Source organism: Pontixanthobacter aquaemixtae, from assembly GCF_009827395.1.
Taxonomy (GTDB): domain Bacteria; phylum Pseudomonadota; class Alphaproteobacteria; order Sphingomonadales; family Sphingomonadaceae; genus Pontixanthobacter; species Pontixanthobacter aquaemixtae.
Window position 1 is genome coordinate 1,281,456 of sequence record NZ_WTYX01000001.1, and the last position, 23,522, is coordinate 1,304,977.

23 protein-coding genes are annotated in these 23,522 nt (G+C 59.5%); 9 read left to right on the forward strand and 14 right to left on the reverse strand.

The genetic code is table 11. The features are described from left to right. Window positions 1-10: 10 nt before the first annotated feature. The 4 genes from GRI41_RS06165 to GRI41_RS06180 form a co-directional block, all read right to left on the reverse strand. Window positions 11-1,531, reverse strand: a complete 1,521-nt coding sequence (locus GRI41_RS06165; protein WP_160603864.1) for an XrtA system polysaccharide chain length determinant — start codon at window positions 1,529-1,531, stop codon at window positions 11-13. A 16-nt stretch (window positions 1,532-1,547) separates the two neighbouring features. Continuing rightward, on the reverse strand, window positions 1,548-2,192 hold the full coding sequence (locus tag GRI41_RS06170) for an XrtA/PEP-CTERM system exopolysaccharide export protein (protein ID WP_160603865.1): 645 nt from the start codon (window positions 2,190-2,192) through the stop codon (window positions 1,548-1,550). Window positions 2,193-2,397: 205 nt separating this feature from the next. Beyond that, window positions 2,398-3,624 (reverse strand): pyridoxal-dependent decarboxylase, exosortase A system-associated, encoded by a 1,227-nt coding sequence (locus tag GRI41_RS06175; protein ID WP_160603866.1) that lies wholly within the window; start codon window positions 3,622-3,624, stop codon window positions 2,398-2,400. Then, window positions 3,621-5,159 carry an acyl-CoA ligase (AMP-forming), exosortase A system-associated gene (locus GRI41_RS06180; protein WP_160603867.1) on the reverse strand — a complete coding sequence of 513 codons (1,539 nt, stop codon included), beginning with the start codon at window positions 5,157-5,159 and terminating at the stop codon, window positions 3,621-3,623. The genes GRI41_RS06175 and GRI41_RS06180 overlap by 4 nt, the downstream gene beginning before the upstream one ends. Before the next feature lie 30 nt (window positions 5,160-5,189). On the opposite strand from GRI41_RS06180, the gene GRI41_RS14235 reads away from it, so the two are divergent. The 4 genes from GRI41_RS14235 (at window position 5,190) to GRI41_RS06200 (ending at window position 8,030) form a co-directional block, all read left to right on the forward strand. Further along, entirely contained in the window at window positions 5,190-6,179 is a 990-nt protein-coding gene (locus GRI41_RS14235; protein ID WP_407985519.1) for a GNAT family N-acetyltransferase, read from the forward strand. 61 nt (window positions 6,180-6,240) lie between these two features. Continuing rightward, entirely contained in the window at window positions 6,241-6,567 is a 327-nt protein-coding gene (locus GRI41_RS06190; RefSeq protein WP_160604653.1) for an acyl carrier protein, read from the forward strand. A 69-nt stretch (window positions 6,568-6,636) separates the two neighbouring features. After that, entirely contained in the window at window positions 6,637-7,257 is a 621-nt protein-coding gene (locus GRI41_RS06195) for an alpha/beta hydrolase family protein (protein WP_328600521.1), read from the forward strand. Continuing rightward, a complete protein-coding gene (locus tag GRI41_RS06200) occupies window positions 7,254-8,030 on the forward strand; it encodes a hydrolase 1, exosortase A system-associated (RefSeq protein ID WP_160603869.1) in 777 nt (258 codons plus the stop codon). The genes GRI41_RS06195 and GRI41_RS06200 overlap by 4 nt, the downstream gene beginning before the upstream one ends. On the opposite strand, the gene GRI41_RS06205 is transcribed toward GRI41_RS06200, so the two are convergent. The 8 genes from GRI41_RS06205 to GRI41_RS06240 form a co-directional block, all read right to left on the reverse strand. Further along, a complete protein-coding gene (locus GRI41_RS06205) occupies window positions 8,019-9,236 on the reverse strand; it encodes a class I SAM-dependent RNA methyltransferase (RefSeq protein ID WP_160603870.1) in 1,218 nt (405 codons plus the stop codon). The genes GRI41_RS06200 and GRI41_RS06205 overlap by 12 nt on opposite strands. Then, a complete protein-coding gene (locus GRI41_RS06210; protein WP_160603871.1) occupies window positions 9,233-10,666 on the reverse strand; it encodes an NAD(P)H-hydrate dehydratase in 1,434 nt (477 codons plus the stop codon). The genes GRI41_RS06205 and GRI41_RS06210 overlap by 4 nt, the downstream gene beginning before the upstream one ends. Then, a complete protein-coding gene (locus GRI41_RS06215; protein WP_160603872.1) occupies window positions 10,650-11,045 on the reverse strand; it encodes a hypothetical protein in 396 nt (131 codons plus the stop codon). The genes GRI41_RS06210 and GRI41_RS06215 overlap by 17 nt, the downstream gene beginning before the upstream one ends. A gap of 1 nt (window position 11,046) precedes the next feature. After that, window positions 11,047-12,891 carry a dihydroxy-acid dehydratase gene (ilvD, locus tag GRI41_RS06220; RefSeq protein ID WP_160603873.1) on the reverse strand — a complete coding sequence of 615 codons (1,845 nt, stop codon included), beginning with the start codon at window positions 12,889-12,891 and terminating at the stop codon, window positions 11,047-11,049. A gap of 96 nt (window positions 12,892-12,987) precedes the next feature. Beyond that, the gene (locus GRI41_RS06225) at window positions 12,988-13,722 is read right to left on the reverse strand and encodes an N-formylglutamate amidohydrolase (RefSeq protein ID WP_160603874.1); all 735 of its coding nucleotides are present in this window, start codon (window positions 13,720-13,722) and stop codon (window positions 12,988-12,990) included. A 12-nt stretch (window positions 13,723-13,734) separates the two neighbouring features. Next, window positions 13,735-14,547 (reverse strand): 4-(cytidine 5'-diphospho)-2-C-methyl-D-erythritol kinase, encoded by an 813-nt coding sequence (locus GRI41_RS06230; RefSeq protein ID WP_160603875.1) that lies wholly within the window; start codon window positions 14,545-14,547, stop codon window positions 13,735-13,737. Window positions 14,548-14,552: 5 nt separating this feature from the next. Next, window positions 14,553-14,960: a hypothetical protein gene (locus tag GRI41_RS06235; protein WP_160603876.1), complete on the reverse strand. Its 408-nt coding sequence runs from the start codon at window positions 14,958-14,960 to the stop codon at window positions 14,553-14,555. 57 nt (window positions 14,961-15,017) lie between these two features. Then, window positions 15,018-16,679, reverse strand: a complete 1,662-nt coding sequence (locus GRI41_RS06240; protein ID WP_235901066.1) for an electron transfer flavoprotein-ubiquinone oxidoreductase — start codon at window positions 16,677-16,679, stop codon at window positions 15,018-15,020. A gap of 87 nt (window positions 16,680-16,766) precedes the next feature. Between GRI41_RS06240 and GRI41_RS06245 the strand changes: the two genes are divergently transcribed. The 5 genes from GRI41_RS06245 (at window position 16,767) to GRI41_RS06265 (ending at window position 21,367) form a co-directional block, all read left to right on the forward strand. Next, window positions 16,767-17,519, forward strand: coding sequence for a uracil-DNA glycosylase family protein (locus GRI41_RS06245; RefSeq protein WP_160603877.1), 753 nt, complete (start codon window positions 16,767-16,769; stop codon window positions 17,517-17,519). A 1-nt stretch (window position 17,520) separates the two neighbouring features. Further along, window positions 17,521-19,323: a lytic transglycosylase domain-containing protein gene (locus tag GRI41_RS06250; protein WP_160603878.1), complete on the forward strand. Its 1,803-nt coding sequence runs from the start codon at window positions 17,521-17,523 to the stop codon at window positions 19,321-19,323. Continuing rightward, window positions 19,323-19,850 carry a molybdenum cofactor biosynthesis protein B gene (moaB, locus tag GRI41_RS06255; protein WP_160603879.1) on the forward strand — a complete coding sequence of 176 codons (528 nt, stop codon included), beginning with the start codon at window positions 19,323-19,325 and terminating at the stop codon, window positions 19,848-19,850. Before GRI41_RS06250 ends, moaB begins: the two co-directional genes overlap by 1 nt. Window positions 19,851-19,956: 106 nt before the next feature. Next, window positions 19,957-21,045 (forward strand): PA0069 family radical SAM protein, encoded by a 1,089-nt coding sequence (locus GRI41_RS06260; protein WP_160603880.1) that lies wholly within the window; start codon window positions 19,957-19,959, stop codon window positions 21,043-21,045. Window positions 21,046-21,190: 145 nt separating this feature from the next. Continuing rightward, the gene (locus tag GRI41_RS06265) at window positions 21,191-21,367 is read left to right on the forward strand and encodes a hypothetical protein (RefSeq protein WP_160603881.1); all 177 of its coding nucleotides are present in this window, start codon (window positions 21,191-21,193) and stop codon (window positions 21,365-21,367) included. Between the two features lie 38 nt (window positions 21,368-21,405). On the opposite strand, the gene GRI41_RS06270 is transcribed toward GRI41_RS06265, so the two are convergent. After that, a complete protein-coding gene (locus tag GRI41_RS06270) occupies window positions 21,406-21,837 on the reverse strand; it encodes a DUF1330 domain-containing protein (protein WP_160603882.1) in 432 nt (143 codons plus the stop codon). A gap of 4 nt (window positions 21,838-21,841) precedes the next feature. Continuing rightward, window positions 21,842-23,458, reverse strand: coding sequence for a long-chain fatty acid--CoA ligase (locus GRI41_RS06275; RefSeq protein ID WP_160603883.1), 1,617 nt, complete (start codon window positions 23,456-23,458; stop codon window positions 21,842-21,844). Between the last annotated feature and the right edge of the window lie 64 nt (window positions 23,459-23,522).

Below are 23,522 nucleotides of genomic sequence, written 5' to 3' on the forward strand. Positions count from 1 at the left end.
ATCCCGCTCCTCACGCAACCATTCCGCGCTGGAGGAATTCGACCGCCAGCAGAACTACACACAATCCGGCCAAGCCCGCGCTTCCGGCGTAAAACATCTTCATCCGCTTCGTCCGCAGAGCGCGCGCTGTGTCGGTCATTGTCGTCGAAATCGCGCCGAGAACCGGCAGATCGAGCGCCCGTTCGAGCTTTCCGGTTGTGGCGAAAGTCGATCGCAATTGACCCACTGCGAAAGCGGAACCTACGCCAGCGGCGATCCCCGCAATCAGAACACCAATCAGCAGCAAAGGCCGGTTGGGTGCAGAGGGGGTTTGCGGCGTGCTGGGCGGGTCGATCACTTCGAATTTGAACGAGCTGCTCTGGTTTTCCACCTGACCGCGCAGTTTCATTTCCTCGCGGTCCTGAAGCAGCTCGTCATATTTGTCTTTGAGCACTTCATAGTCGCGGCTGATCCGGCTAGCTTCGGCAGCAACCGCCGGATTGTTCGCCTGGCTTGCCAGCAATCCTGACAATTCTGACTGCAACCCGGCCTGACGCGCGGCCAGCGCCTGCACATTGGCCTGACGCTCTGCCTTTATCGCTATCAGCGAACTGTAGGCGGGGTTTGGAGTCCCCACCGTTGCCGGATTTTCATTCGCTGCTTGGGTCCGCAAAAGGGCAATTTGTTTGTTGATCGCGATCACATCAGGGTGATTTCCCGTCTTGCCGCTAGCCTGCATTGTCGCGAGTTGCGACTGCGCGTTGGCGAGCGCTTGGCGAGCACCGCCGGCTGCGCCTGCAGTGACCAGCGTGCGCGGCGTGCCCGCAAGCTGACCATTGATCTGGGCGAGCGCGCTTTGTGCAGCGGCCAGATCGGCCTCTACATCGCGCAAATCGGAACGAAGCAGTTGGCGTTTTTCGCTCAATGTGCCGGTGCCGCCGATCAAATCGGGATTTTCCGCTTCGAATGCGAGGCGGCGTTGCTCGGCTTCTTCCAGTTCGCGTTTGCGCTCTTCCAGCTGCTGGTCGAGGAATACGATCGATTCGGCCACATCACCGCGGCTGCCGGCGATGTTTTCCTCGCGGAAAATGTCGATCAGTTTCTGGACAACGCTTTGTGCCAGAACAGAGTTTTCACCGTCCGAAAGATCGCTCTGGCCAACTTCGGCCTTGATCTCGAACAGATTGTCTTCTTCGCTCTTGACCGTCACCTTCTTGGTCAGGCTCTCGATCGCGTTTTCCATGTCGCGCGGCGTCTGGACATTGTCGCCGAGCTTGGTCGATCGGATAACTTTCTCGAGGTTTACTTTACTCGCTAGCGTTTGGCGCACGCGCGCAATGTCGCGTTCGCCAGCACCCTTTACGTCGACGATCTTGTCGAGGACGTCATCGAGCTGGACATAAATGCGCGCCTCCGATTCGTAGGAGTTGGGGATCATCGCGACCACCAACCAGCCCAGAACGCTCACGCCCCATGCGACACCAAGCGCCAACCAGCGCCGGTGCCAGACCGAGAAAAGCGCTGCGCGCAGATCTTCAAATACTTCGTTCATGCTGTTTGCCGATCCCTCAGAACATGCTTTCCGGAATGATGATCACATCGCCCGGCTGGAGGAGAACATTCGCGCGGCTGTCACCTTTCTTGAGAAGGTCGCTGAGACGCAGCTTGTATTCGGTCTGGCGGCCCGTGTTCCGGCTCTTGCGGATCAGTTTCGCGCGGTTGCCCGCGGCAAATTCGGACAGGCCGCCCACTGCAATCATCGCGTCGAGCAGCGTCATATTTGCGCGGTAAGGGATCGAAGCCGGTTTTTCGGTCGCGCCGATGATGCGGACCTGCTGGCTATATTCGCCATAGGGCTTGGTCACGATAACCGAGACCAGCGGCTCTTCGATATATTGCGAAAGCTGGAGGCGGATATCCTGCGCCAGCATCGTCGGCGTTTTGCCCGCGGCGGGCATATCGGTAACCAGCGGTGTGGTCAGGCGGCCATCGGGGCGAACCTGTATTTTTTCCGCGCCCAGTTCCGGATTGCGCCAGACATGGATCGTCAATTCGTCATTGGCGCCGATAATGTAATCCTCGCTGGCCGGAGCCTGCGAAGTCACAAAGGTTGCTTGCGGAAGCTCTGCACCACCTCCGGCAGCACAACCCGAAAGGGTCAATGCAGCCAAGGCTGTACCGGCGAGCAGTTTCGTGAACTTAATATTGGGCATCGATGCGCATCCTTGCCGTTGAGCGGGCTTTTCAGCGCAAGATCGGAGCTACCGCCCTTACACTACCCGCAGGTATGAAGGTGGCTTCTCGTAGAAAAGGGTGAACATACCGTTAGCCTTTTTGCGTTTACGGCTGTTTAGGATGTTGCAGTCCCAAAGCGGGACACATTGGTTTCAAACGTTAATTCGCCGATTCAGGCGTGAATTACACCAGAATCTCGCGGGCAGCGCCCTGCCCGAGGAAGTCCGCTGGAGACGCGGTTGCCCCATATGCACCCGCGCAAAAAATTACGACCAAATCACCGACTTCGGCCCTTGGAAAATGCGCTTTATCGGCCAAACGGTCGAGCGGAGTGCACAAACAGCCGACAATGTTAACTTCTTCGCTGGGTTCAGAATCATACTTCGTCGCAATCGCTGACGGGTAATTCCGCCTGACGACAGTTCCGAAATTGCCAGACGCAGCAAGTTGGTGATGCAATCCCCCGTCAGTAACCAGAAAAGTCGAGCCGTGGCTTTCCTTACGATCGACAATTTCAGTCAGATAGATTCCGGCCTCGCCCACAAGATAACGGCCCAGCTCTATGCACAAATCGGTGTCGGCCAGATTCGCCGGCAGGTTGGAAAAACGCTTGTCCAGTGCGGCGCCTATCGCCGCGATATCGACCGGTTCATCTCCGTGGAAATAGGGGATCCCCAAGCCGCCGCCCATATTGAGCTTTGGCAATGGCTGCCCGATTTCCGACGCAAGCTGGTCCGCCAGGTCGATCACATTGGCCTGCGCTTCGATAATGGCCTCTGCACTCAGCGCCTGACTGCCGGTGAAGATATGCAAGCCGCGCCATTCAGCGCCCGCCGCGATGATTTCCTTGGCCAATGCGGGAACGCGCGCCTGATCAATCCCGAACTGCTTGGCCCCGCCGCCCATCTTCATACCCGAACCACGCAGCTCGAAATCGGGATTTACCCGTATCGCCATGCGCGGAACCGCACCGATCCTTTCGCCGATAGCCAAAGCGCGGCGCGCTTCGTTTTCTGATTCGAGATTGAGCGTCACGCCGGCGCGCAGCGCGGCTTCCAGTTCTTCATTGCGCTTGCCCGGGCCAGCGAAACTGATCGCTCTCGGATCGAGACCGGCAGCCTGCGCCATCGCCAGTTCGCCGCCCGATGCAATATCGAAGCCGTCCACCAATCCCGCCATATGCTTTAGCAGCGGCGCGAAGGGGTTTGCCTTTATGGCATAGTTGATTTTCAGCCGATCGGGCATGGTGGCGCGCAGATCACCGACGCGCTTGGTCAAATGCTCGCGCGAATAAACAAACAAAGGCGTTGCCCCGCCCTGCTCCACCAAATCGCGCGCGGTATGGCCCGCAACGGCGATCTGTCCGTCCTTGCTTTGGTAACCGGCAGGAATTGGTCCGACTGGCTTCATGTGCCCAGCTCCCCCAGAATCTCTTTCGCAATGGCCGTCCGGTCGAGCTTACCGTTCGGATTGAGCGGCATCACTTTGCGCCAATGGATAACATGCGGCTGCATGAAATTGGGAAGTTCCTTCGCCAACGCCTTGGGAAGGTGGTCTTTCGGATCTTCCACGCCGGGCGCGGCGCGCACGACCAGATGGATCGCATGACCCAGCCGATCATCGGCAACACCCAGCGCAACGGCCTCTGCAACCAGATCAGTGGCGCGCGCGGCGTCTTCGATCTCTTGCGGGCTGATCCGGTTGCCCGCGCTCTTGATCATCGCATCGCGCCGTCCGACGAAATACAGCAAGCCGTCCGCATCGCGTTTGACCCTGTCTCCCGACCAGACCGCGACCCCGCCATAGTGCGAAGCGCCGGGCGCAGGCTTGAAGCGTACTGCAGTCCGCTCCGGGTCCTGCCAATAGCCTTGGGCGACAAGCGGCCCGCAATGGACCAATTCGCCTTCCTCTCCCGGTTCAGCGACATCGCCATCATCATCGATCACCATAATCTCTGCAAACGGGATGGCTTTGCCCATCGATGTCGGGTGGGTTGCGACCAGATCGGGATCAAGATAGGTCGAACGGAACGCCTCTGTCAGTCCGTACATCGGAAACAGTCGCGCTTGCGGAAAGATACCGCGCAATCCCTCGACCAGTTCTTCCGTCAATGCGCCGCCACTATTGGTCAAACGGCGCAGCGGTGCACTGGATTCGGCAGGCCAATCAAGCTCAGTCAATTGCACCCATAGCGGGGGGACGGCAGCCAGCGTTGTCACACCATATTTCGCGCAGGCCCGCGCAACATCGCGCGGAAAAAGATAATCAAGCGGTACAACGCAGCCGCCGGCATACCAGCTGCTCAAGAGCTGGTTCTGCCCGTAATCGAATGACAGCGGAAGCACGCCAAGCGTCACATCATCGGATTCCATGCCCAGATATTGCGCCACGCTGACCGCGCCGAGCCATAGATTGGCATGGCTGAGCATCACGCCCTTGGGCCGACCGGTAGAGCCGCTTGTGTATAGAATGGCGCACAATTCATCGGTCTGGCGCTGCGAAGGCGGCAGCGGCGCGGAAACATCGTCCAAAGCGTCCAGCACTTCGTTTTCGTCTAGCGCTTTGCAGGCCGCGGGCAGATCGCCAGACTCAAGCGATTCCAGCCGTGCTTTGGTCCCCAGCAACAAAACTGCCCCGCTATCGGCGAGGATATGGGCGGCCTGCGTGTGTTTGAGCAGCGGGTTAATCGGCACATGGACCAAACCCGCCCGCGCCGCAGCCAGCGGCATCAAGCAGGTGAGCTCATTCTTCGCAGCCCAAGTCGCCACGCGTGCGCCTTCCTGCGGCACGCGATCCCTTAACCATCCACTAAGACGCGCAACACGGTCCCTTAAGTCCTTGAAGCTAAGTGTCCGGTTGCGCAGGACCAGCGCCGGACTATCATCCGCGCCAATCTCGGCAAGATGATCCAGCGGTTTGGATTCTGGATTGGGCAAACTGGGCATTGAAGCTCCGGCAAAGGGATACGGCAATTGGTGTTGAGCGTCAGCTATCACGACACGGTTAACGTTCTGCAAGGGGTGATTGAAAAATCATCCGCGCAGGCTGCCACGCCGTTTGACCGCTTGGAATGGTTCACGCTCTTGCAGAAATCGGGTGCGCAGCCGTTTATAGCGATTGCCAATGGTTCCGATGAACGGGCGGCCTTGCCGCTCATTCATAGCGCAGGGCGGCTGGAAGCGCTGACAAACTGGTACAATTTTACCTGGCAGCCGCTCGGTTCAAACGATCCGGCCTTGCTCGAAGCCTTGGCAGCGGGGCTGAAGACCAAAGCGCACCGTATCGTCCTCTCTCCTCTTCCAGACGAAGATGGAGTTGCCTCGGCCTTGGAAGAGGCCTTTCGCAAGGCCGGTTGGAACGTGCTGCGCGAACATTGCGATCACAACCACATTCTTCACGTCAACGGGCGTGAATTCGCCGACTATTGGGCGTCGCGGCCGGGAAGGATGCGCACGACGCTGAAGCGCAAGGCCAAGAAAGTTGATGTCGAATTGCTCACCCGCTTCGATGCCGCTGCATGGGCCGAATATGAAGGGGTATACGAAAACAGCTGGAAACCGGAGGAAGGCGACCCCGCTCTGCTGCGCTCATTTGCCGAGCAAGAAGGTGCCGCCGGGCGCATTCGCCTTGCCATCGCCCGCCACGATGGAAAAGCCGTGGCCGCGCAGTTCTGGACCGTAGAAAACGGTATCGCCTACATCCACAAGCTCTCGCACCTTGAAGAGCATAAGAATCTCTCTGCCGGCACCACGCTGAGCGCGGCATTGTTCGAACATGTGATGGACACCGACAAGGTCGATCTCATTGATTTCGGAACCGGCAATGATCCTTACAAGCGCGACTGGATGGAGGTCGACCGGCCGCGCTATCGCTTGGATTGTCTCAATCCCGGCCAAGCTCAGGCGTGGCCTGCCCTCGCAAAGCGAATTATTACCCGGCTTGCACGCGGTGGCACCGAAAGCTAAGGGCGGCGGCGCACTTGCAGGGGAAAGCACGCAGATGACTGGCGAGCCCGTAACTGACGGTATGGAAAATACACCGGTGGATGCCGCCACAGATGCTGACGCGAAAGCTGATTGGCTGCCGCCCAGCCGCCACGCGATCGATACCCAGCTGCGTTCGATCCTGTGCGATGTTCTGGGGCTGGACGCTGACGATGTCGAAAAATTCGACGGAGACACCGGACTGTTCGGGCACCTTCCCGAACTCGATTCCATGGCAGTCGCCGGATTGCTCACCGAAATGGAAGACCGGTTGCACATCATTATCGAAGATGACGATGTCGATGGCGAAATGCTCGAAACATATGGCGGGCTTCTCGCCTTTGCCGAGGCCAAAGCAATCGAAGGCTGATCGGTGCGAAGCTTTGCACAATGGCCTGCTCCCCTAGCCGCCAAAGGCACTAGCGAAGAGCATGCTCTTGTGTTCAATCAGGGACGCGAAAAGCGCCTACTGATCCTTCCCGCATTGTTCGATGAAGCCAACAAGTTGCGGCGACAAACCGTTGAAATAATGCACCGTCTCGACCTGTCTGGGATCGACAGCGTCCTACCCGATTTTCCCGGCTGCAATGACAGCATGCAGCCGCTTGAGGCGCAAACGCTGGACAGCTGGCGCGCAGCAACAGCAGCGGCGGCCAAGCATTTCGATGCGACACATTTGCTTACCATGCGCAGCGGGGCTTTGCTCGCGCCCGATGGCTTGCCCGGATGGCGCTATGCGGCGCATGGCGGCAAACAAATGCTCCGCTCCATGCTCCGCGCCCGCACGATCGCGGCACGCGAAGCCGGCCGAGAGGAATCCACGGCTGAGCTGGAGCAAACCGGGCGCAAAGATGGGATTGAACTGGCCGGTTGGAAAATCGGGCCAGATATGTTTGCCGCCCTTTCCGACGCTGCCACTCCATCGAGTGAAACACTGGCGGATATTCCCCGCGAGGCAGTGCCCGGCGCAGGGTTGTGGCTCCGCGCCGAGCCTGACGAAGACCCCGAACAGGCCGATGCCATCGCCGCAATCATTGCAATCGGGCTGTCACACGAATGACCCGGCTATCGCTCACTTTCGAATGCCAGGGCTGCCGCTTAGCCGGCACTTTCGACACCGCGCCAGGGGCCACCGGCCTGTTGATCGTGACCGGAGGGAATGAAGTTCGCGCAGGGGCATTCTCGGGGCAGGCCAAGCTGGCGGCAAAATTGGCCGTTTCGGGTTTTCCCGTATTCCGCTTCGACCGCCGCGGGGTCGGCGATAGCGATGGCGAAAATCGCGGGTTCACCAAGAGCCGCAAAGACATTGCCGCTGCGATAGAAGCATTCCGCGCGATCAATCCGCAAATGACGCGCGTTGTCGGCTTCGGAAATTGCGACGCAGCGAGCGCGCTGATGCTGGCAGGCGGTGCAGAACTGGATGGATTGATCCTGTCCAACCCGTGGACAATCGAAGATGATGCCGATGATACGCCGCCGCCAAGCGCGGTCCGGTCTCGTTATCTAGAAAAGCTCAAAAACCCCAAGGAAGTGCTTCGGCTTCTGTCAGGGGGCGTGAACCTCAAAAAGCTGTTTCGCGGTTTGAAACAGGCCGCCAGCGGACCTTCCGAAGCGACCGGATTGTCGCAGCAAATGGCGCAAGGCATTGCCGCGTATGACAAGCCTGTGCGTATTCTTCTGGCAGATGCCGATCGCACCGCGCAGATGTTTTTGGAGAACTGGGATGCAAGCGATCCGCGCATCCATCGCTGCGAGGGTGCGTCGCACGCTTATGTCGAACCACAAGCGAGCGAATGGTTGGAGAACCAGATTTTGACCGCGTTACGCGGCTGAATCATCTTCCTCCCGCACGAAAAGGCTGCTCAATTCCACATGCGTTGACCAACGGAATTGCCCCACGGGCCGCAATTTCTGCAGCGTGTAGCCGCCTTCGATCAATCGCTTGGAATCGCGCGCCCAGCTTGAGGGATTGCAACTGATATAAACAATCTTAGCGACCGTGCTTTGCGCCAGCAATTCCACCTGATCGCGCGCACCCGCCCGTGGAGGATCGAGCAACACGGCGCTGAATTTGTTGAGTTCTTCCAGTTGTAGCGGATTGCGGAACAGGTCGCGATGGATCGGGTGAACCGGCTTTCCGGTAGCCCGCGCAGCCATCTGGCAGGCCAGATGCGTATCGCGCGCCGCCTCCGCCGCGAGCACCTTTGTCCTGCCAGCCAGCGCAAATGCGAAAGTGCCCAAGCCTGAAAAAAGATCCGCAACCACTGCCGCGCCGGAGAGCCAGGCTCTGGCATCGCCCGCAAGCACATCTTCTCCATCAACCGTGGCTTGCAGAAATCCGCCCGACGGAAAACCAACCGGCACACCGGAAAGCGTAACCGTTACCGGCTCCGGCTCCCACAATGTTTCGGGGCCGTATCCCTGATCGAGCGTCAGCCGCGCCAAACCCTGTTCGCGGGCAAAATCGAGGATCTTCTCGGTCTGCTCAAGCCCTTCGATGGGCAGGTTTTTCAGCGAACAATCAACGCCTTGATCGGTGTCGGTCAACTCGATGTCCACTGCCAGCTTGCCCTTGCGCCGCGCGAGGATTGTGCGCAGCGCCTGCGCAACCGAAAACAGGCTTTCGGTCAGGATTTGACACTCTGTCAGATCGACAATCCGGTGCGACCCCGCCTCGCGAAAACCAAGCTGCGGTTTACCCCCGCGGCTGATCGCGCACAGAGTTGCCCGGCGGCGGCTTCGCGGCGGCGAAAGATGGGTGGGAAGCAATTCGCCAACCGCAATATCCTGCCCCTCGGCCGCGTTCGAAACGCGCGAAGTCACAAAATCGCGCAATGTTTCTTCGTCCACATGCTGCAACTGGCAGCCGCCGCATTTGCCGAAATGCCGGCACACCGGCTTCACGTGATGCGGGCCGTGTTTCAGCGTTCCGTCGCTCTGTAGCACGTCACCCGGGACGGCCCCGGCAACATGGCGCCCATCAGCGGACAGGCCATCGCCTTTGGCAGCAATACGAATGATTTCTGATGCAGTGTTCACAGACACGCCGCGTAGGCGTCTGCCACCTTTCCGGCAAGACGGGACGCGGAGAAAGCCGGTCCGGCAAGTCTTGCAGCCTCGCCGTGGAGCCAAACCGCCTGGCATGCGGCGTCGAAGGGTTGCTCACCTGTCGCGAGCCGGCTTGCCGCTATCCCGGCCAGCACGTCACCCGTTCCCGCTGTCGACAGCCAGCTTGACGCAGCAGGGGAAACCGCAAGGCCAGCATCGCGATTGAAAATGACCGTGTCCGGGCCCTTTGCGACGATTGTTGCGTCAGTCATCCAATCCAGCTCGATAGCCTGATGAACTTTGTCAGGCAGCGGCGGTTTCTTTGCGGGTGGTTCAAAAACGCTGCGGAGCCGCGCCACTTCCCCGCCATGCGGTGTCAGCAGATAGGGCCGTTCGCTCGGCCCCGGCCATTCTACTGCGCCGATCAGGTTCAGTGCATCGGCATCGAGCACAGTGGGCACCGCGCGTTCCATTCCAAACACTGCCCGCAGCCGACCGCAGGCAACTTCGCCGGTTCCCAAGCCGGGCCCGATCAGAATGGAGGCAATCCGCTCGTCACTCAGCGCTTCGCCCAGCGGGCGGGCGTCCACAACAAGGTCAGACGGAGTTTCGATGTCACGGCCATCGCTCAGAATTTTCACATAACCCGCGCCTGCAGACATTGCTGCCTTGGCCGCCAATTTCGCAGCACCGGTCATTTCCCCCGCGACAATCGCTACCAGCCCGCGCGAATATTTGTGCGCGTCCGTATCGGGCACTTTCAGCGCGGGTTTCTGCAACACGGCGCCGGTTACAAAGTCTCTCTGCGCGGAAGCATCGATGCCGATTTCGACCAATCGCCGCTCTCCTAGCTGCGTTGCAGCGGGCAGCATCCAATGCCCCCATTTCCACGCGCCCAGCGCCAGCGTCAGATCAAAATCGGGGACAGGAGACAGCACCGCGCCATTGTCTGCATCGACACCGCTGGGCAGATCCACCGCAATGCTGAAATCATGCTGCGCCGCCAATCCGGCCAGCAGGCTGACCAATTCGCTCGACAAGGGGCGGGACAGGCCGGTGCCGAATAGACAGTCAACGAACACAGATCCGGAAATTTTCGCGCCGTCTTCGCTTATGTTCCCCTGAAAGGCCTCTCGGGCGCTTTGTGCGGCCTTTGTAGCGGGCTGTTTGGGGGCGACCACCTTTACGGCCAAACCGCGCCGCCGAAGCACCTCTGCAATCACATAGCCATCACCGCCATTGTTGCCCGGCCCGCACAGCACCGTCACCGGGCGCCCTGATGCCATCCGCCAGACCCATTCGGCAGCGCCCTTCCCCGCAATCTGCATCAATTCTTCGACGCTTGATCCGGCGTCTATCAGCGCCTGCTCCGCCGCCTGCATTTGCACGGCGGTGAGGATCAGATCATTCGGCCGCGTCATCCGCGCCGCTGTCCTGGTTATCCTGCCCGCTGACATTGGCGGTAAAGCGATAGCGGTCTGCGCCAATACTGATTTCCAGCACATCACCATCAAGCCGCCGCGTCAGCTGGTCCGCGCCGTCCAGTTCAACCAGACCGCGCCCGTCATCGAGCTGGGCAAAACGGCGGAACCCGCCATCGGGATGACGCACAATCAGGTGATTTTCGCCTTCAACCGTTTCCCGCTCGACCAGACAATCGGGGCCGAACTGGCTTCCTTCACCCAGCGCGCAGTCGATCATGGCCGCGCCTTCTTCGGCTTGTGGCTGCTCGACATCGGGTTGCGAACACGCCGCAATTGTGCAGCACAGCATCGTCAAGACATAGGCAGGATGCTTCACATTACCCTCTTTTCAATTGCGAGATATCGCGCACCGCGCCGCGCGCCGCGCTGGTCGTCATGGCTGCATAGGCTTCAAGCGCTTGCGACACCATACGCGGGCGGTCTTTGGCCGGTTGCCACGCCCCGCCCATCGCCGCGCGCCGTGCCTCCAGAACATCATCGGAAACCGCCAGTTTGATGCTGCGTCCGGGAATGTCGATTTCGATGATATCGCTATCTTCGACCAGTGCGATCGCACCACCTTCGGCCGCTTCGGGCGAGACATGGCCGATTGAGAGGCCTGAAGTCCCGCCAGAAAAGCGCCCGTCGGTCAGCAAAGCGCAGGCCGCGCCCAATCCCTTCGATTTGAGGTAGCTGGTGGGATAGAGCATTTCCTGCATGCCCGGTCCGCCTTTGGGGCCTTCATAGCGGATAACCACCACATCGCCTTCGCTCACCTGATCGGTGAGGATCGCGGTCACCGCATCGTCCTGGCTCTCATAGACCTTGGCCGGACCGGTGAAGGTCAGGATCGATTCGTCGACGCCCGCAGTTTTCACGATGCACCCGTCGAGCGCGATATTGCCCGAAAGAACCGCCAGGCCGCCGTCCTGGCTGAAAGCGTGCTCTTTGCTGCGGATCACGCCGTTTTCGCGGTCCAGATCAAGCTCTTCCCAGCGGCGGGACTGGCTGAAGGCGGTCTGCGTGGGCACGCCGCCGGGCGCAGCCGCGAAGAATTCGTGAACCTTGTTGTTCTGTGTGCGGCTGATGTCCCAATCATCGAGCGCATCGGCCATTGTCGGGCTGTGCACCGTGGGCAGCGCGGTGTTGAGCAGCCCGGCATTGTCGAGCTGGCCGAGAATCGCCATAATGCCGCCCGCACGGTGGACATCTTCCATATGCACGTCGTCCTTTGCCGGGGCGACTTTGGACAGGCAGGGAACGCGGCGGCTCAGCCGGTCAATATCTTCCATGGTGAAATCGACACCCGCCTCATGCGCGGCGGCCAGCAAATGCAGCACGGTGTTGGTCGATCCGCCCATCGCAATATCGAGCGACATGGCGTTCTCGAATGCAGAAAAGCTGGCGATAGAGCGCGGCAGAACGCTCTCGTCATTCTCTTCGTAATACCGCTTGGCCAGCGTCACGACCAAGCGGCCTGCGCGCAGGAACAGGCTTTTGCGATCCGCATGCGTTGCCAGCGTCGATCCATTGCCCGGAAGCGACAGGCCAAGCGCTTCGGTCAGGCAGTTCATCGAATTGGCGGTGAACATGCCCGAACACGATCCGCATGTCGGGCAGGCGTTCTGCTCGATCTCGGTAACTTGTTCGTCGGTGTAGCTGTCATCCGCAGCGGCCACCATCGCATCGACCAGATCAAGCGCCTTTTCCTTGCCATCGAGGACAACCTTGCCTGCCTCCATCGGCCCGCCGGAAACGAACACCGCCGGAATATTCAGCCGCATCGCGGCATTGAGCATACCCGGCGTGATCTTGTCGCAATTGGAAATGCACACCATCGCATCGGCGCAATGGGCGTTGACCATATATTCGACGCTATCGGCGATCAGATCGCGGCTAGGCAGCGAATAGAGCATCCCGTCATGCCCCATCGCAATGCCATCATCGACGGCTATGGTATTGAATTCCTTGGCAACGCCGCCCGCTTCCTCGATCTCGCGCGCGACCAGCTGGCCCAGATCCTTCAAGTGGACATGTCCGGGGACAAACTGTGTAAAGCTGTTCACAACCGCGATGATCGGCTTGCCGAAATCGCCGTCTTTCATCCCCGTTGCGCGCCACAATCCGCGCGCTCCGGCCATGTTGCGGCCATGGGTGGTGGTGCGGGAACGATAGGCGGGCATGGTGAACTCCGTTCGGTTGCGCTTCTGTCGGCTCAGCTTTGGCAGCAATGATACCTTACCGGAAGGCGCATCCGAAACAGAAAATCTTCAGGCCGCTCAGCCTTCTGCTTTGAGAGCCAGCGCAACGCGGTTGGCAATATCGGTTACCAGCGCGGCCCAGCGCGCTTGTTCGGCCCTGGTCGCGATAAGATCCTGCCTGATCTCGATGGTCAGATATTTGCGCCCCATCGCCTCCGCATGGCGATCCATCGTCGCGTTCAACTGTTTGCCCGAATAAGGCTGATTGTCTCCTACCGTCAGCCCCTCTTCGCCAAACAGCCGGATCGCATGGCGCGCGGCGCTGTCATCCTGATTGTAGAGCAAAGCCACTTCCCACGGGCGATCTTCGACTTTGGATTCAAGTTCGGGCGTAAAGCTGTGCAATGCAACGATAAGTTCCGGGTCCGCCTCGTCCAGCCACTCGCCCAGCGCAGCGTGATAGGGCCGATGGAAACGCTCAAGGCGGGCTTTGATATTCGCGCCGATGTTGCCCGCGATCAGATGGCCGTCGCTTTCGGTCGGGACAAGGCCGGGCGAATCCTCTGTCCGGTGGAGATCGCACACCAAACGGCTGACCGTTGCGATATGCGCCGCGATTCCATGGCGCCGGCCCATCCGGTCGGCAATGCCGTCGGTTCCGATATCGATGGCAATATGGGTGTCGAGAAGCGCGGCGGGAATGCCGAGCGGAACGTCCTCCGGCACGAAATTCGATGCATGGTCGGCGACGCACACAATACCGCCCCGGCGCGGCTCACCCACACGGCGATAAGGCAGATCGTCGGCTATCATTGTGGAATGTTCTTACCTTAGCTTTCCGGTCATCTGCCACCAGTCGGGATGCTCCAAAGCCAGCTTTTCTGCGGCCTCGCGCATGACGTCATGACTTCGATATAGCGCAAAACATGTCGCGCCTGAACCCGACATACGGCTGAGAAACGCATCGGTTCCGGCAAGCGCCGCCAGAACATCGGCGATTGCGGGGCACAGCCCGATGGCCGGTCCTTCGAGATCGTTGCGGCCCGCCAATGCGATTTGCTCAACCGATCCGCCCGGCAGCGCGCCGCGATCTTCGCCATCCCAAGCGGCAAACACGGGACCTGTCGCCAGCGGAACGCGCGGATTGACCAGCAGCACCGGCGTGCCGGTCAAATCGCTTTCAACGGGTTCAAGCTCGGTGCCGGTGCCGCGCCCGATACAGGTTACGCTCTCGACACAGGCCGGAACATCGGCGCCAAGCGCGGCTGCGCGGTCATGCCAGTCATCGGGCAATCCGTGCATCTCGCGCACCAGCCGAAAGACTGCCCCTGCATCAGCGGAACCGCCCCCCAAGCCCGCGGCAACGGGCAAATTCTTCTCAAGACTGACTCGCAACCCATTGGATCGCGGCAATTTCCCAAGCGCTTTGGCGACGATATTGTCGAACGGATTGGTCAGCGCTCCGCCAAATTCACCCGACACAAGAACCTCGTCCTGTTCCGCAGCGCTCGCTATCAGAACATCACCCTGATCGACAAAGGCGAACAGCGTTTCGAGCTCATGATACCCGTCATCCCGACGACGCCGCACATGCAGCGCGAGATTGATCTTGGCATAGGCGGTTTCGGCCAGTGACATGCGAGTCAGTCGCCCATTACCTGATAGCTCTCGACAACACCCTCGTCGTCGAAATCAATGATAAGCCATTCGGAATCGAGGCTCATTAGCCCGCGCTCTGGCCCCAACGGATAAACCAAATCGTGCTCGGAGAAGTATGTTGTCTCAGGGTCAGGCCCTAGCAAACTGATGACTGCGCCCTTGTCGAGACCATCAAGCCTTTTGCTCCACAGTAGATGCTCAATCATCTCAACACGCGTTCCATCCCAGTAGCTTGCCGACTTCCATTCTGCTGAATCAAAAAGTCTTATTGGAAGATAACCGGTTTGATATGCGCAGCCGACACTGAGCGCGGACAGCGCCAAAGCGAAAATCGCAAAAAAGCTTCGCAGTTTTCTTGCACGTATTACCGTGTCTCGGGGTCCGGTGATCATGCCTGTGCCCCTCCACCACTTCGTGGTCCCCCTCCCCGGTTCGGGGAGGAACTCTACTCACATATTCGGATAGTTCGGCCCGCCGCCGCCTTCGGGCGTGGTCCAGTTGATGTTCTGGTTGGGATCCTTGATGTCGCAGGTCTTGCAGTGGACGCAGTTTTGCGAGTTGATCTGGAATTTCATCTCGCCGCTGCTTTCGTCCTCCAGCCACTCATACACGCCCGCCGGGCAATAGCGTGTTGAGGGGCCCGCATAGACGCCCAGCTCGCTTTGTTTTTGCAGTTCCCAATCGGCCACTTTGAGGTGGACCGGCTGGTCCTCGGCATGGTTGGTGTAGCTGAAAGAGACGTTGGTCAGGCGGTCAAAGGTAATCTCGCCATCGGGCTTGGGATAGTCGATGGGCTGATACAGGTCAGCACGTCCGGTATGCGTGTAATCGGGCTCGTGCTTCATCGAGATAGGCAGGCCGATTTTGAGCTGGCGCATCCACATATCGATGCCGGCAATCACGGTGCCGAAATCGCCGCCGAATTTGGCAACGGCGGGCTGGGCATTCTGGACCTGCTTCAGTTCCTTTGCGATCCAGCTTTCGCGCAAGTTTGCTTCGTAATCCGGCAATTCGGTGTGCTCTGCACCGCCAGCGATAGCAGCTGCGACCGATTCCGCCGCGAGCATCCCGCTCTTCATCGCTGTGTGGCTGCCCTTGATGCGCGGGACGTTCACGAAGCCCGCTGCGCAACCGATCAGCGCGCCGCCCGGGAAGGCAAGTTTCGGGATGGATTGCCAGCCACCTTCATTGATCGCCCGCGCGCCATAGGCCACGCGTTTCCCGCCTTCGAGATATTCGCGGATCGCTGGGTGCGTCTTCCACCGCTGGAATTCCTGATAGGGCGACACATAGGGGTTGGCGTAATCAAGCGCGGTCACGAAACCGAGCGCGACCTGACCGTTTGCCTGATGGTAGAGGAAGCCCCCGCCCCAACTGTCGCTTTCGCTCAGCGGCCAGCCCTGCGTGTGGATCACACGGCCCGGCTCATGCTTGGCAGGATCGATGTCCCAAAGCTCTTTGATACCAAGGCCATAGACTTGCGGCTGGCAATCCGCCTCAAGGTCGAATTTCGCCTTCATCTGCTTGGTCAGATTGCCGCGAACACCCTCTGCGAACAGCGTGTATTTCGCTTCGATTTCCATGCCGGGCTGGAAATCGCCCTTGTGCGAGCCATCTTCGGCAACGCCCATATCCTGGGTAATCACGCCTTTGACCGCGCCATTATCGTCAAACATCACTTCGGCAGCAGGGAAGCCGGGGAAAACCATCACCCCCATCCCCTCGGCCTGCTCGCCAAGCCAGCGGGTCATGCTGCCCAGCGATCCGGTGTAGCAGCCATTGTTGGACATGAATGGCGGCATCATCAGATGCGGCATCGGATATTTGCCGCCTTTGGTCAGAACCCAGTGCCAGTTGTCGGTCACCGGCGTTTCCGCCATCGGGCAATCCATATCGCGCCAGTCGGGGAGCAGCTCGTCAAGTGCCTTCGGATCAACCACCGCGCCCGAGAGGATATGCGCGCCGATTTCAGAGCCTTTTTCGAGGACAACAACTTCAAGCTCGTCATTGATCTGCTTGAGGCGGATTGCCGCAGCAAGGCCTGCTGGCCCACCGCCGACAATCACAACGTCGCATGGCATCGATTCCCGTTCGATAGTCTCGGCACTCATCAGGTCTGATCCTCGTAATTTACTGTCGTCAAAGGTTGCGCAAACCCTTGAATAGTACGGCGCAGCAGGTCAAGACCCGCACCAGAGATGACCGAGCCGTCCCCCACCACTCTGGCAGACGAATTTGCCGCCGCGCTTGATTGGTGGCGCAGTGCAGGTGTCGATCACGATTTCGGCGATGACGTTACGGAGTGGCTGGCTGCGCACGAGCCGGACGAAATATCGCCGCAGCCGCCGGCCAAGCTTGCAAAGAATGAAGTGGCGGCCCCGCCTCCGCCAAAGAAAATTGGTGGGGAGAAGGAATCCTGGCCGGAAGATCTCGCACAATTCCACAATTGGTGGGTGACCGACAGTTCGATCGACGATGGCGGCGCCTATCCCGCGCTAGCTCCGCGCGGCTCCGCAGGGGCAAAATTGATGATAGTGGTTGCCGAGCCGGAAGAGCACGATAGCGACACTTTGTTGTCAGGTCCGCAAGGGCGGCTGCTCGATGGCATTCTCAAAGCAGCCGGGTTTGCGGCGGAAGATACCTATATCGCGGCCACTTTGCGGCGCCATACGCCGGTGCCCGATTGGGCGGCTTTGAAGGCCGCAGGTCTGTGCGATTTGCTCGCGCATCACATCGCTTTGGCCGCCCCGAATCGTATTCTTACCTTCGGACGCAACATTCCACCGCTTCTTGGGAACGATACGGCGCAAGGCGCTGCTATTTTACACAATATTAACCATGATAACCGAAGCACTCCTGTAATGAGTGTCGGTTCCTTGGCGCAGCTCCTTCGATCAGCGGGCAGACGGCAACGGTTCTGGCAACACTGGCTCGAATGGACGGATAGCTGATTTGACACAGTTTAAGCTACGGTTTGGCCTCCTGCACAAGGCCGCGACAATCGCGGGCGGAGCCATCGCAATCTCGGTTTCAACGCCCGTTCTGGCGGATGAAGCCATTGCAATTTCCAACAATAGCGCGGCGGAATATTTCCGCGACCGCGCGAATTCGACCAACGTCCCGCAATTGCTCAGCAATCCCGACCGGGTTTATTACACCAATCTGTTCGATGCGATCGACGGACAGGATTGGACCCGCGTCGAAGCCATGCTCAATGAACGCAGCGACGGCCCGCTGCATCAGGTGGCGATTGCAGAATATTACCTCCACGCCAATTCACCGCGCGTCGAAGGCCCGCAAATCCAGAAATGGCTGAGCGCCGGGCGCGCTCTTCCGCATGCAGAGCAAATGGGCCGGTTGGGCGAGAGGCGCGGTCTCGAGGCAACCTACAGCCTTCCTCAGGAACAATCGCTCGTCAGCCAGCCTTACGCATCCAAACGCATTCGTCCGCGCACGGTGCAGGACGGCACCATGCCCGGCTCCATTCGCAATGCGATCCTCGACCGGATCAAGAATGACGATCCCGATGGCGCGCGCCAATTGCTTGACGGTATCGATGCAAGCCTGAGCAGCGCCGCGCGCGCCGAATGGCGCCAACGCGTCGCTTTCAGCTATTACATTGAGAACAACGATCCCGCCGCCTTCGCGATGGCCCAAACGGTCAATAGTGGCGGTTCGGGCGGATGGGTCGCCGAAGGAAACTGGGTGGCCGGCCTTGCCGCCTGGCGGATGCAGGATTGCGGCAGCTCTGCAGTCTATTTCGAACAGGCAGCGATTGGTTCAACCAATGACGAACTGACCGCCGCCGCGCGCTATTGGGCGAGCCGGTCCTATGTCCGTTGCCGTGCCCCTGAAAAGGTCACCGAACAACTGCGCGCCGCCGCGCAACTGGACGAAACTTTGTACGGGATGCTTGCCCGCGAACAATTGGGCCAGCACTTGCCGCAATCGCACTCCGCCGATTTCGATCTTGAAGATTGGCAGAAGATCCGCAGCGTCGATAATGTCCGCACCGCCGTTGGCCTGGCAGAGATCGGCCGCGACAATCTGGCCGACGAAGTGCTGCGCCACCAAGCGAAAATCGGCGATGCGTCGCAATATCGCGAACTGTCGCGTTTGGCGCGCGAGCTTGGCCTTCCTTCGACCCAGCTGTGGATGGCGCACAACGCCCCTCGTGGTACATCGTCGGAGCCTGCGCTCCGTTATCCCGCCCCGCGCTGGACTCCGGTGACGGGCTGGAAAGTCGACCCGGCGCTGGCCTATGCCCACACATTGCAGGAATCCAACTTCCGCGCATCGGTGGTAAGCCCGGCGGGTGCGCGCGGCCTGATGCAGATCATGCCCGCCGCCGCGATCGACCACCGCGGAACATTGGGTATCCGCGGCACCGCCAGCGATCTTTCGAAGCCGGAAGTGAACCTCGCATTCGGTCAGGAACATCTCAACATGCTGCGCAACAGTTCTGCAACGCAGGGACTGCTGCCGAAGATCATGGCCGCCTATAATGCCGGTCTGACGCCGGTAACGCGCTGGAACACCGAAATCCGCGATCAAGGCGATGCGCTGCTTTACATGGAAAGCATCCCCTATTGGGAAACGCGCGGCTATGTCGCGATCGTGATGCGCAATTACTGGATGTATGAACGCCAGGCAGGCGGCGCATCCGAAAGCCGCCGTGCCTTGGCCCAAGGCATGTGGCCCACTTTCCCCGACATGTCCGGCAACAGTTCCGGACGCTATCTTGCGCAAAACTGATGCCGGTTGACGCGGAGCTCCCCTTCAAACCGCTCAATATCGCAATCATCACCGTGTCGGACACGCGCACCCGCGAGACCGACAGTTCGGGCGATATTCTGGCGGAGCGGGTCAAATCCGCAGGCCACAAACTGACCGCGCGCGTGATCGAGAAGGACGATTCCGACACCCTTGTGCGCCGACTGAACAACTGGATCGATGATGCGGGGATCGACGCGATCATCACCACCGGCGGAACCGGCCTGACCGGGCGGGATATCACCCCCGAAGCGTTGGACAGGGTTAAAGAGAAAGACATCCCCGGCTTTGGCGAGCTGTTCCGCTCGATCAGCTATCGCAGCATCGGGACCAGCACGATCCAGAGCCGCGCCTGCGCGGTTCTATCACGCGGCACCTATATTTTTGCCCTGCCCGGATCGAACGGCGCGGTGAAAGATGGCTGGGACGGAATTCTGGCCGAGCAACTCGATAGCCGGAATCGGCCCTGCAATTTCGTGGAACTGATGCCGCGTTTGCGCGAATCCTGAACAACTTCGCTTTCCGGAAATTTTCCGCAATCTATCTGGATTGCCGCGTTTCTCTGGCAAAGACAGATTGTGTTGCCAGACGGTATGTTCTATATATGTTCCAATTATGGAACACGCCAAGATCAAAGGGCGCGGGGCACAGTCGGGCGCTGTTCCGCAGCGCTTCGGGCTCGCCGCGCGCGAGGCCGACGGCGATTGGCGCGATCATGTGAAAGCGCTGGATGGGCCGCCGGTAAAGCTGCGCACCACGGTCACTGAGGAGCATCCCAAATCCATTCTCAGTTTCAACCAGTCGCCCGACATTCCTTTTGACAGGTCGGTCAACGCCTATCGCGGATGCGAGCATGGCTGCGTCTATTGCTATGCCCGCCCTACCCATGCCTATCATGATCTGTCGCCCGGACTTGATTTCGAAACCAGGCTGTTCGCCAAACCCAATGCTGCGGAGCTACTGCGCGAAACGCTTGCCAAAAGAAAATACATTCCGCGCTGGATCGCGATGGGGACCAACACCGACCCCTACCAACCGATCGAGGCGCGATACCGGATCACGCGCGATATACTGAAACTGTGCCTCGATACGTGCCATCCGGTGACGATCACCACCAAAAGTGACCGCGTGCTGCGCGATCTGGATCTTTTGACGGAGCTCGCCCGGCGCAACCTTACGGCGGTATCCGTATCCGTAACCACTTTCGATCCTCGCCTCTCCGCTTTGCTCGAACCCAGAGCCTCCGCGCCGCGAAAACGGCTCGCGGCGATAGAGCAATTGTCAGCAGCAGGTGTGCCAGTGCATTGCTCCGTCTCCCCGATCATTCCGGCGATTACCGACGAATTTATGGAGGAGATCGTTGCCTGGGCGGGCGAAGCCGGCGCACGGTCCGCGGGCTGGATTCCGCTCCGCCTTCCGCATGAAGTGGCGCCCTTGTTCCGCGAGTGGCTGGAAGTGCATTTTCCCGACCGTGCGGGCAAAGTGATGAGTATTGTCAGATCGATACGCGGCGGACGGGACAATGACCCCAATTTCCGATCGCGGATGAAGCCCTCGGGTGTCTGGGCCGATTTGCTGCGGTCGCGTTTCCATCTTGCCTGCAAGCGCGCGGGGCTGACCGGCAATGATCTTGACCCAAAGTTCGAGCTTGATTGCACCCAGTTTCGCAAGCCCGAAACAGGCGGCCAATTGCGGCTGCTCTAAAGGAAAAGTGGCCCAGAGCCCGGGTGCCGCGCGGCAGCGTTAATACAGAGCCGGTACCCTTTGTTAACTGTTGCTCCATAGCCTCGACGGGTCGCCCACCGGATATGGTGGCGACATCCCAAAGCGAGAAATCGAAGGCACGCCTATGTCAAAGACCATTCAAGCCACACTGATCGCAGCTGTATTGCTGATCGTGATTGCAACGCTGTTCAACTCGACATTCGTCGCAGGCGGAAGCGGCGTGGTTCTGATTGTCGGGCTCGCTTATGCCTATGTCGTCAGCAAGCGCGAAGTGGAACGCGGCGAGGTTATTGAGGGCTAGATCAGCCTGACCCAGCGGCTCGATGCTGCGGGCCTTGACTAACCGAAGCCCTCCCCGGCTGCGCCCGGCTCAAAGCGCATCAACCGGCTGTCGACCAGCGCGGCGGTGCGGTTCACGACCGCCAGCTGATACTCCGGATCTTTGATCATCTCGAAGAACGCGCCGGAATTGGGATATTGCGCGACAAAGCCTTCGTGCCATTGCTTGGCGTCGGGGCCCGTCACCATTGTTTCGAATGCCCCGCGCCAGACTATGCTTCCGCCGACCCGCTGGAAAATCGGGCCGCTGGTCTTGCCATATTCCTGATAGGCGCGCTTGCCGCTCCAGCCTTTGCCCGCATGTTCGTGTCCTTGCGGATATTCCGCATTGTCGCGAAATTGCAGCAGGTTGAGCATGTGAATAGGCCGGTCGCGCGGAAGATCTTTGAACGCTTGGAAATTTGCCGGAGATGGATCGATGTAAGTGGTCATTCGATCACCCCAGCGTGTAATCGCTGAACCGGTCGCGCAGGTCTTTCTTGCTGATTTTACCCGTCGCGGTGTGCGGGATGTCATCAACAAACTCGACCGCATCGGGCAGCCACCATTTGGCAACCAGCGGCTTCAGATGTTCGACAATATCATCGGCGGAGACATCTGATCCTTCCTTGCGCACCACGAACAGCACGGGCCGTTCATCCCATTTCGGATGCGGCATCCCAACGGCCGCGGCTTCGGCGACTTCTGCATGGCCAACGGCGGCATTTTCCAGCTCGACAGAGCTGATCCACTCACCGCCCGATTTGATCACGTCCTTTGTGCGATCGGTCAGCTGCAGCGTGCCGTCCGGATGGATGATGCCGACATCGCCGGTGTCAAACCACCCGTTCTCGTCAACGCAGTCTTCTTCTGCCTTGAAATAGCGGCGGATGATCCACGGGCCACGAATTTGCAGCGCGCCCGAGGTCTTGCCATCGCGCGGCAATTCCTTGCTCCAATCATCCAGATCAACCGTCCGCAGCTCGACACCGAAAATCGGGCGGCCTTGCATCGCGGTCTTGTCGACCTTTTCATCGAAGCTGAGTTCGTCCCAATCATATGTCGGCCCGCCAACGGTGCCGATCGGGCTGGTTTCGGTCATGCCCCATGCGTGTTGCACGCGCGTGCCGTTCTTCATCAGCCGCTCGATCATGAAGCGCGGGCAGGCAGAGCCGCCAATCGTCGCCGCTTTCAGTTTGGGAAGGTCAATTCCCTGCGCATCGCAATATTGAAAATGCGCCAGCCATACCGTCGGCACACCCGCGCTATCGGTCACGCCTTCGCGCTCCATCAATTCGTGGAGAATGGCGGGCTCATTGCTGCAAGAAAAGACGAATTTGATCCCCGCCATCGCGCCTGCATAGGGAAGACCCCAGCTCGCCGCGTGGAACATCGGCACCACCGGCAGCATCACGCTGGATGCGCTGAAATTGAAGGTCGATGGCTGAAGCCCGGATACGGCGTGGAGAATGGTTGAACCGTGTTCGTACTGGACGCCTTTCGGGTTGCCAGTGGTTCCGCTGGTATAGCACAGCATGCACGGGTCTGTGGAAGCTCCCTTCACCCATTCGAATTCGCCATCCTGGGCACCGATCCATTCTTCGAAACCAAGCACATCGGCGCCTTCTGGCGGATCATAGCAGACATAGTGATCGATCGTCGGCCATTTGTCTTTCATCTTGTCGATGATCGGCTGGAACATCGCATCGTACAGCATCACTTTGTCTTCAGCGTGATTGACGATGTAATCGAGCTGATCCTCGAACAGGCGCGGGTTGAGCGTGTGCAGCACCCCGCCCATCCCTGCGACGCCATACCAGCTGACCAAATGCCGCGAATGGTTCATCGCGAGGCTGACAACACGCTCGCCCTTTTTGATGCCCATTGCTTGCAGCGCCTGCGCCATTTTCAGCGCATCGCGGCGGATTTCAGCCCAGTTTGTGCGGGTTTCTTTGCCATCGGCCCAGCGCGTAACAATCTCGCGCATTCCAGCTTCGCGCGCGGCATGATCGATCACATGGGTAATGCGCGGCGTCCAATCGTTCTGCATGGCGCCCAAAACTGCTGCTGACATTATTTTCCTCTCCAAAAATACAAGTTGTTTTTTGCCACCATGCCCGCGCTTGCCCGATTGCGCA

Bases quoted from the DNA above. Each gene is read 5' to 3' on its own strand.
- GRI41_RS06175 (WP_160603866.1), bottom strand. From the start codon at position 3,624: ATGAAGCCAGTCGGACCAATTCCTGCCGGTTACCAAAGCAAGGACGGA.
- GRI41_RS06230 (WP_160603875.1), bottom strand. From the start codon at position 14,547: ATGTCACTGGCCGAAACCGCCTATGCCAAGATCAATCTCGCGCTGCAT.
- ilvD (WP_160603873.1), bottom strand. From the start codon at position 12,891: ATGCCCGCCTATCGTTCCCGCACCACCACCCATGGCCGCAACATGGCC.
- GRI41_RS06225 (WP_160603874.1), bottom strand. From the start codon at position 13,722: ATGATAGCCGACGATCTGCCTTATCGCCGTGTGGGTGAGCCGCGCCGG.
- GRI41_RS06240 (WP_235901066.1), bottom strand. From the start codon at position 16,679: ATGAGTGCCGAGACTATCGAACGGGAATCGATGCCATGCGACGTTGTG.
- GRI41_RS06190 (WP_160604653.1), top strand. From the start codon at position 6,241: ATGGAAAATACACCGGTGGATGCCGCCACAGATGCTGACGCGAAAGCT.
- GRI41_RS06210 (WP_160603871.1), bottom strand. From the start codon at position 10,666: ATGACGCGGCCGAATGATCTGATCCTCACCGCCGTGCAAATGCAGGCG.
- GRI41_RS06235 (WP_160603876.1), bottom strand. From the start codon at position 14,960: ATGATCACCGGACCCCGAGACACGGTAATACGTGCAAGAAAACTGCGA.
- moaB (WP_160603879.1), top strand. From the start codon at position 19,323: ATGCCGGTTGACGCGGAGCTCCCCTTCAAACCGCTCAATATCGCAATC.
- GRI41_RS06260 (WP_160603880.1), top strand. From the start codon at position 19,957: ATGGAACACGCCAAGATCAAAGGGCGCGGGGCACAGTCGGGCGCTGTT.
- GRI41_RS06275 (WP_160603883.1), bottom strand. From the start codon at position 23,458: ATGTCAGCAGCAGTTTTGGGCGCCATGCAGAACGATTGGACGCCGCGC.
- GRI41_RS06170 (WP_160603865.1), bottom strand. From the start codon at position 2,192: ATGCCCAATATTAAGTTCACGAAACTGCTCGCCGGTACAGCCTTGGCT.
- GRI41_RS06180 (WP_160603867.1), bottom strand. From the start codon at position 5,159: ATGCCCAGTTTGCCCAATCCAGAATCCAAACCGCTGGATCATCTTGCC.
- GRI41_RS06265 (WP_160603881.1), top strand. From the start codon at position 21,191: ATGTCAAAGACCATTCAAGCCACACTGATCGCAGCTGTATTGCTGATC.
- GRI41_RS06200 (WP_160603869.1), top strand. From the start codon at position 7,254: ATGACCCGGCTATCGCTCACTTTCGAATGCCAGGGCTGCCGCTTAGCC.
- GRI41_RS06165 (WP_160603864.1), bottom strand. From the start codon at position 1,531: ATGAACGAAGTATTTGAAGATCTGCGCGCAGCGCTTTTCTCGGTCTGG.
- GRI41_RS06270 (WP_160603882.1), bottom strand. From the start codon at position 21,837: ATGACCACTTACATCGATCCATCTCCGGCAAATTTCCAAGCGTTCAAA.
- GRI41_RS06245 (WP_160603877.1), top strand. From the start codon at position 16,767: ATGACCGAGCCGTCCCCCACCACTCTGGCAGACGAATTTGCCGCCGCG.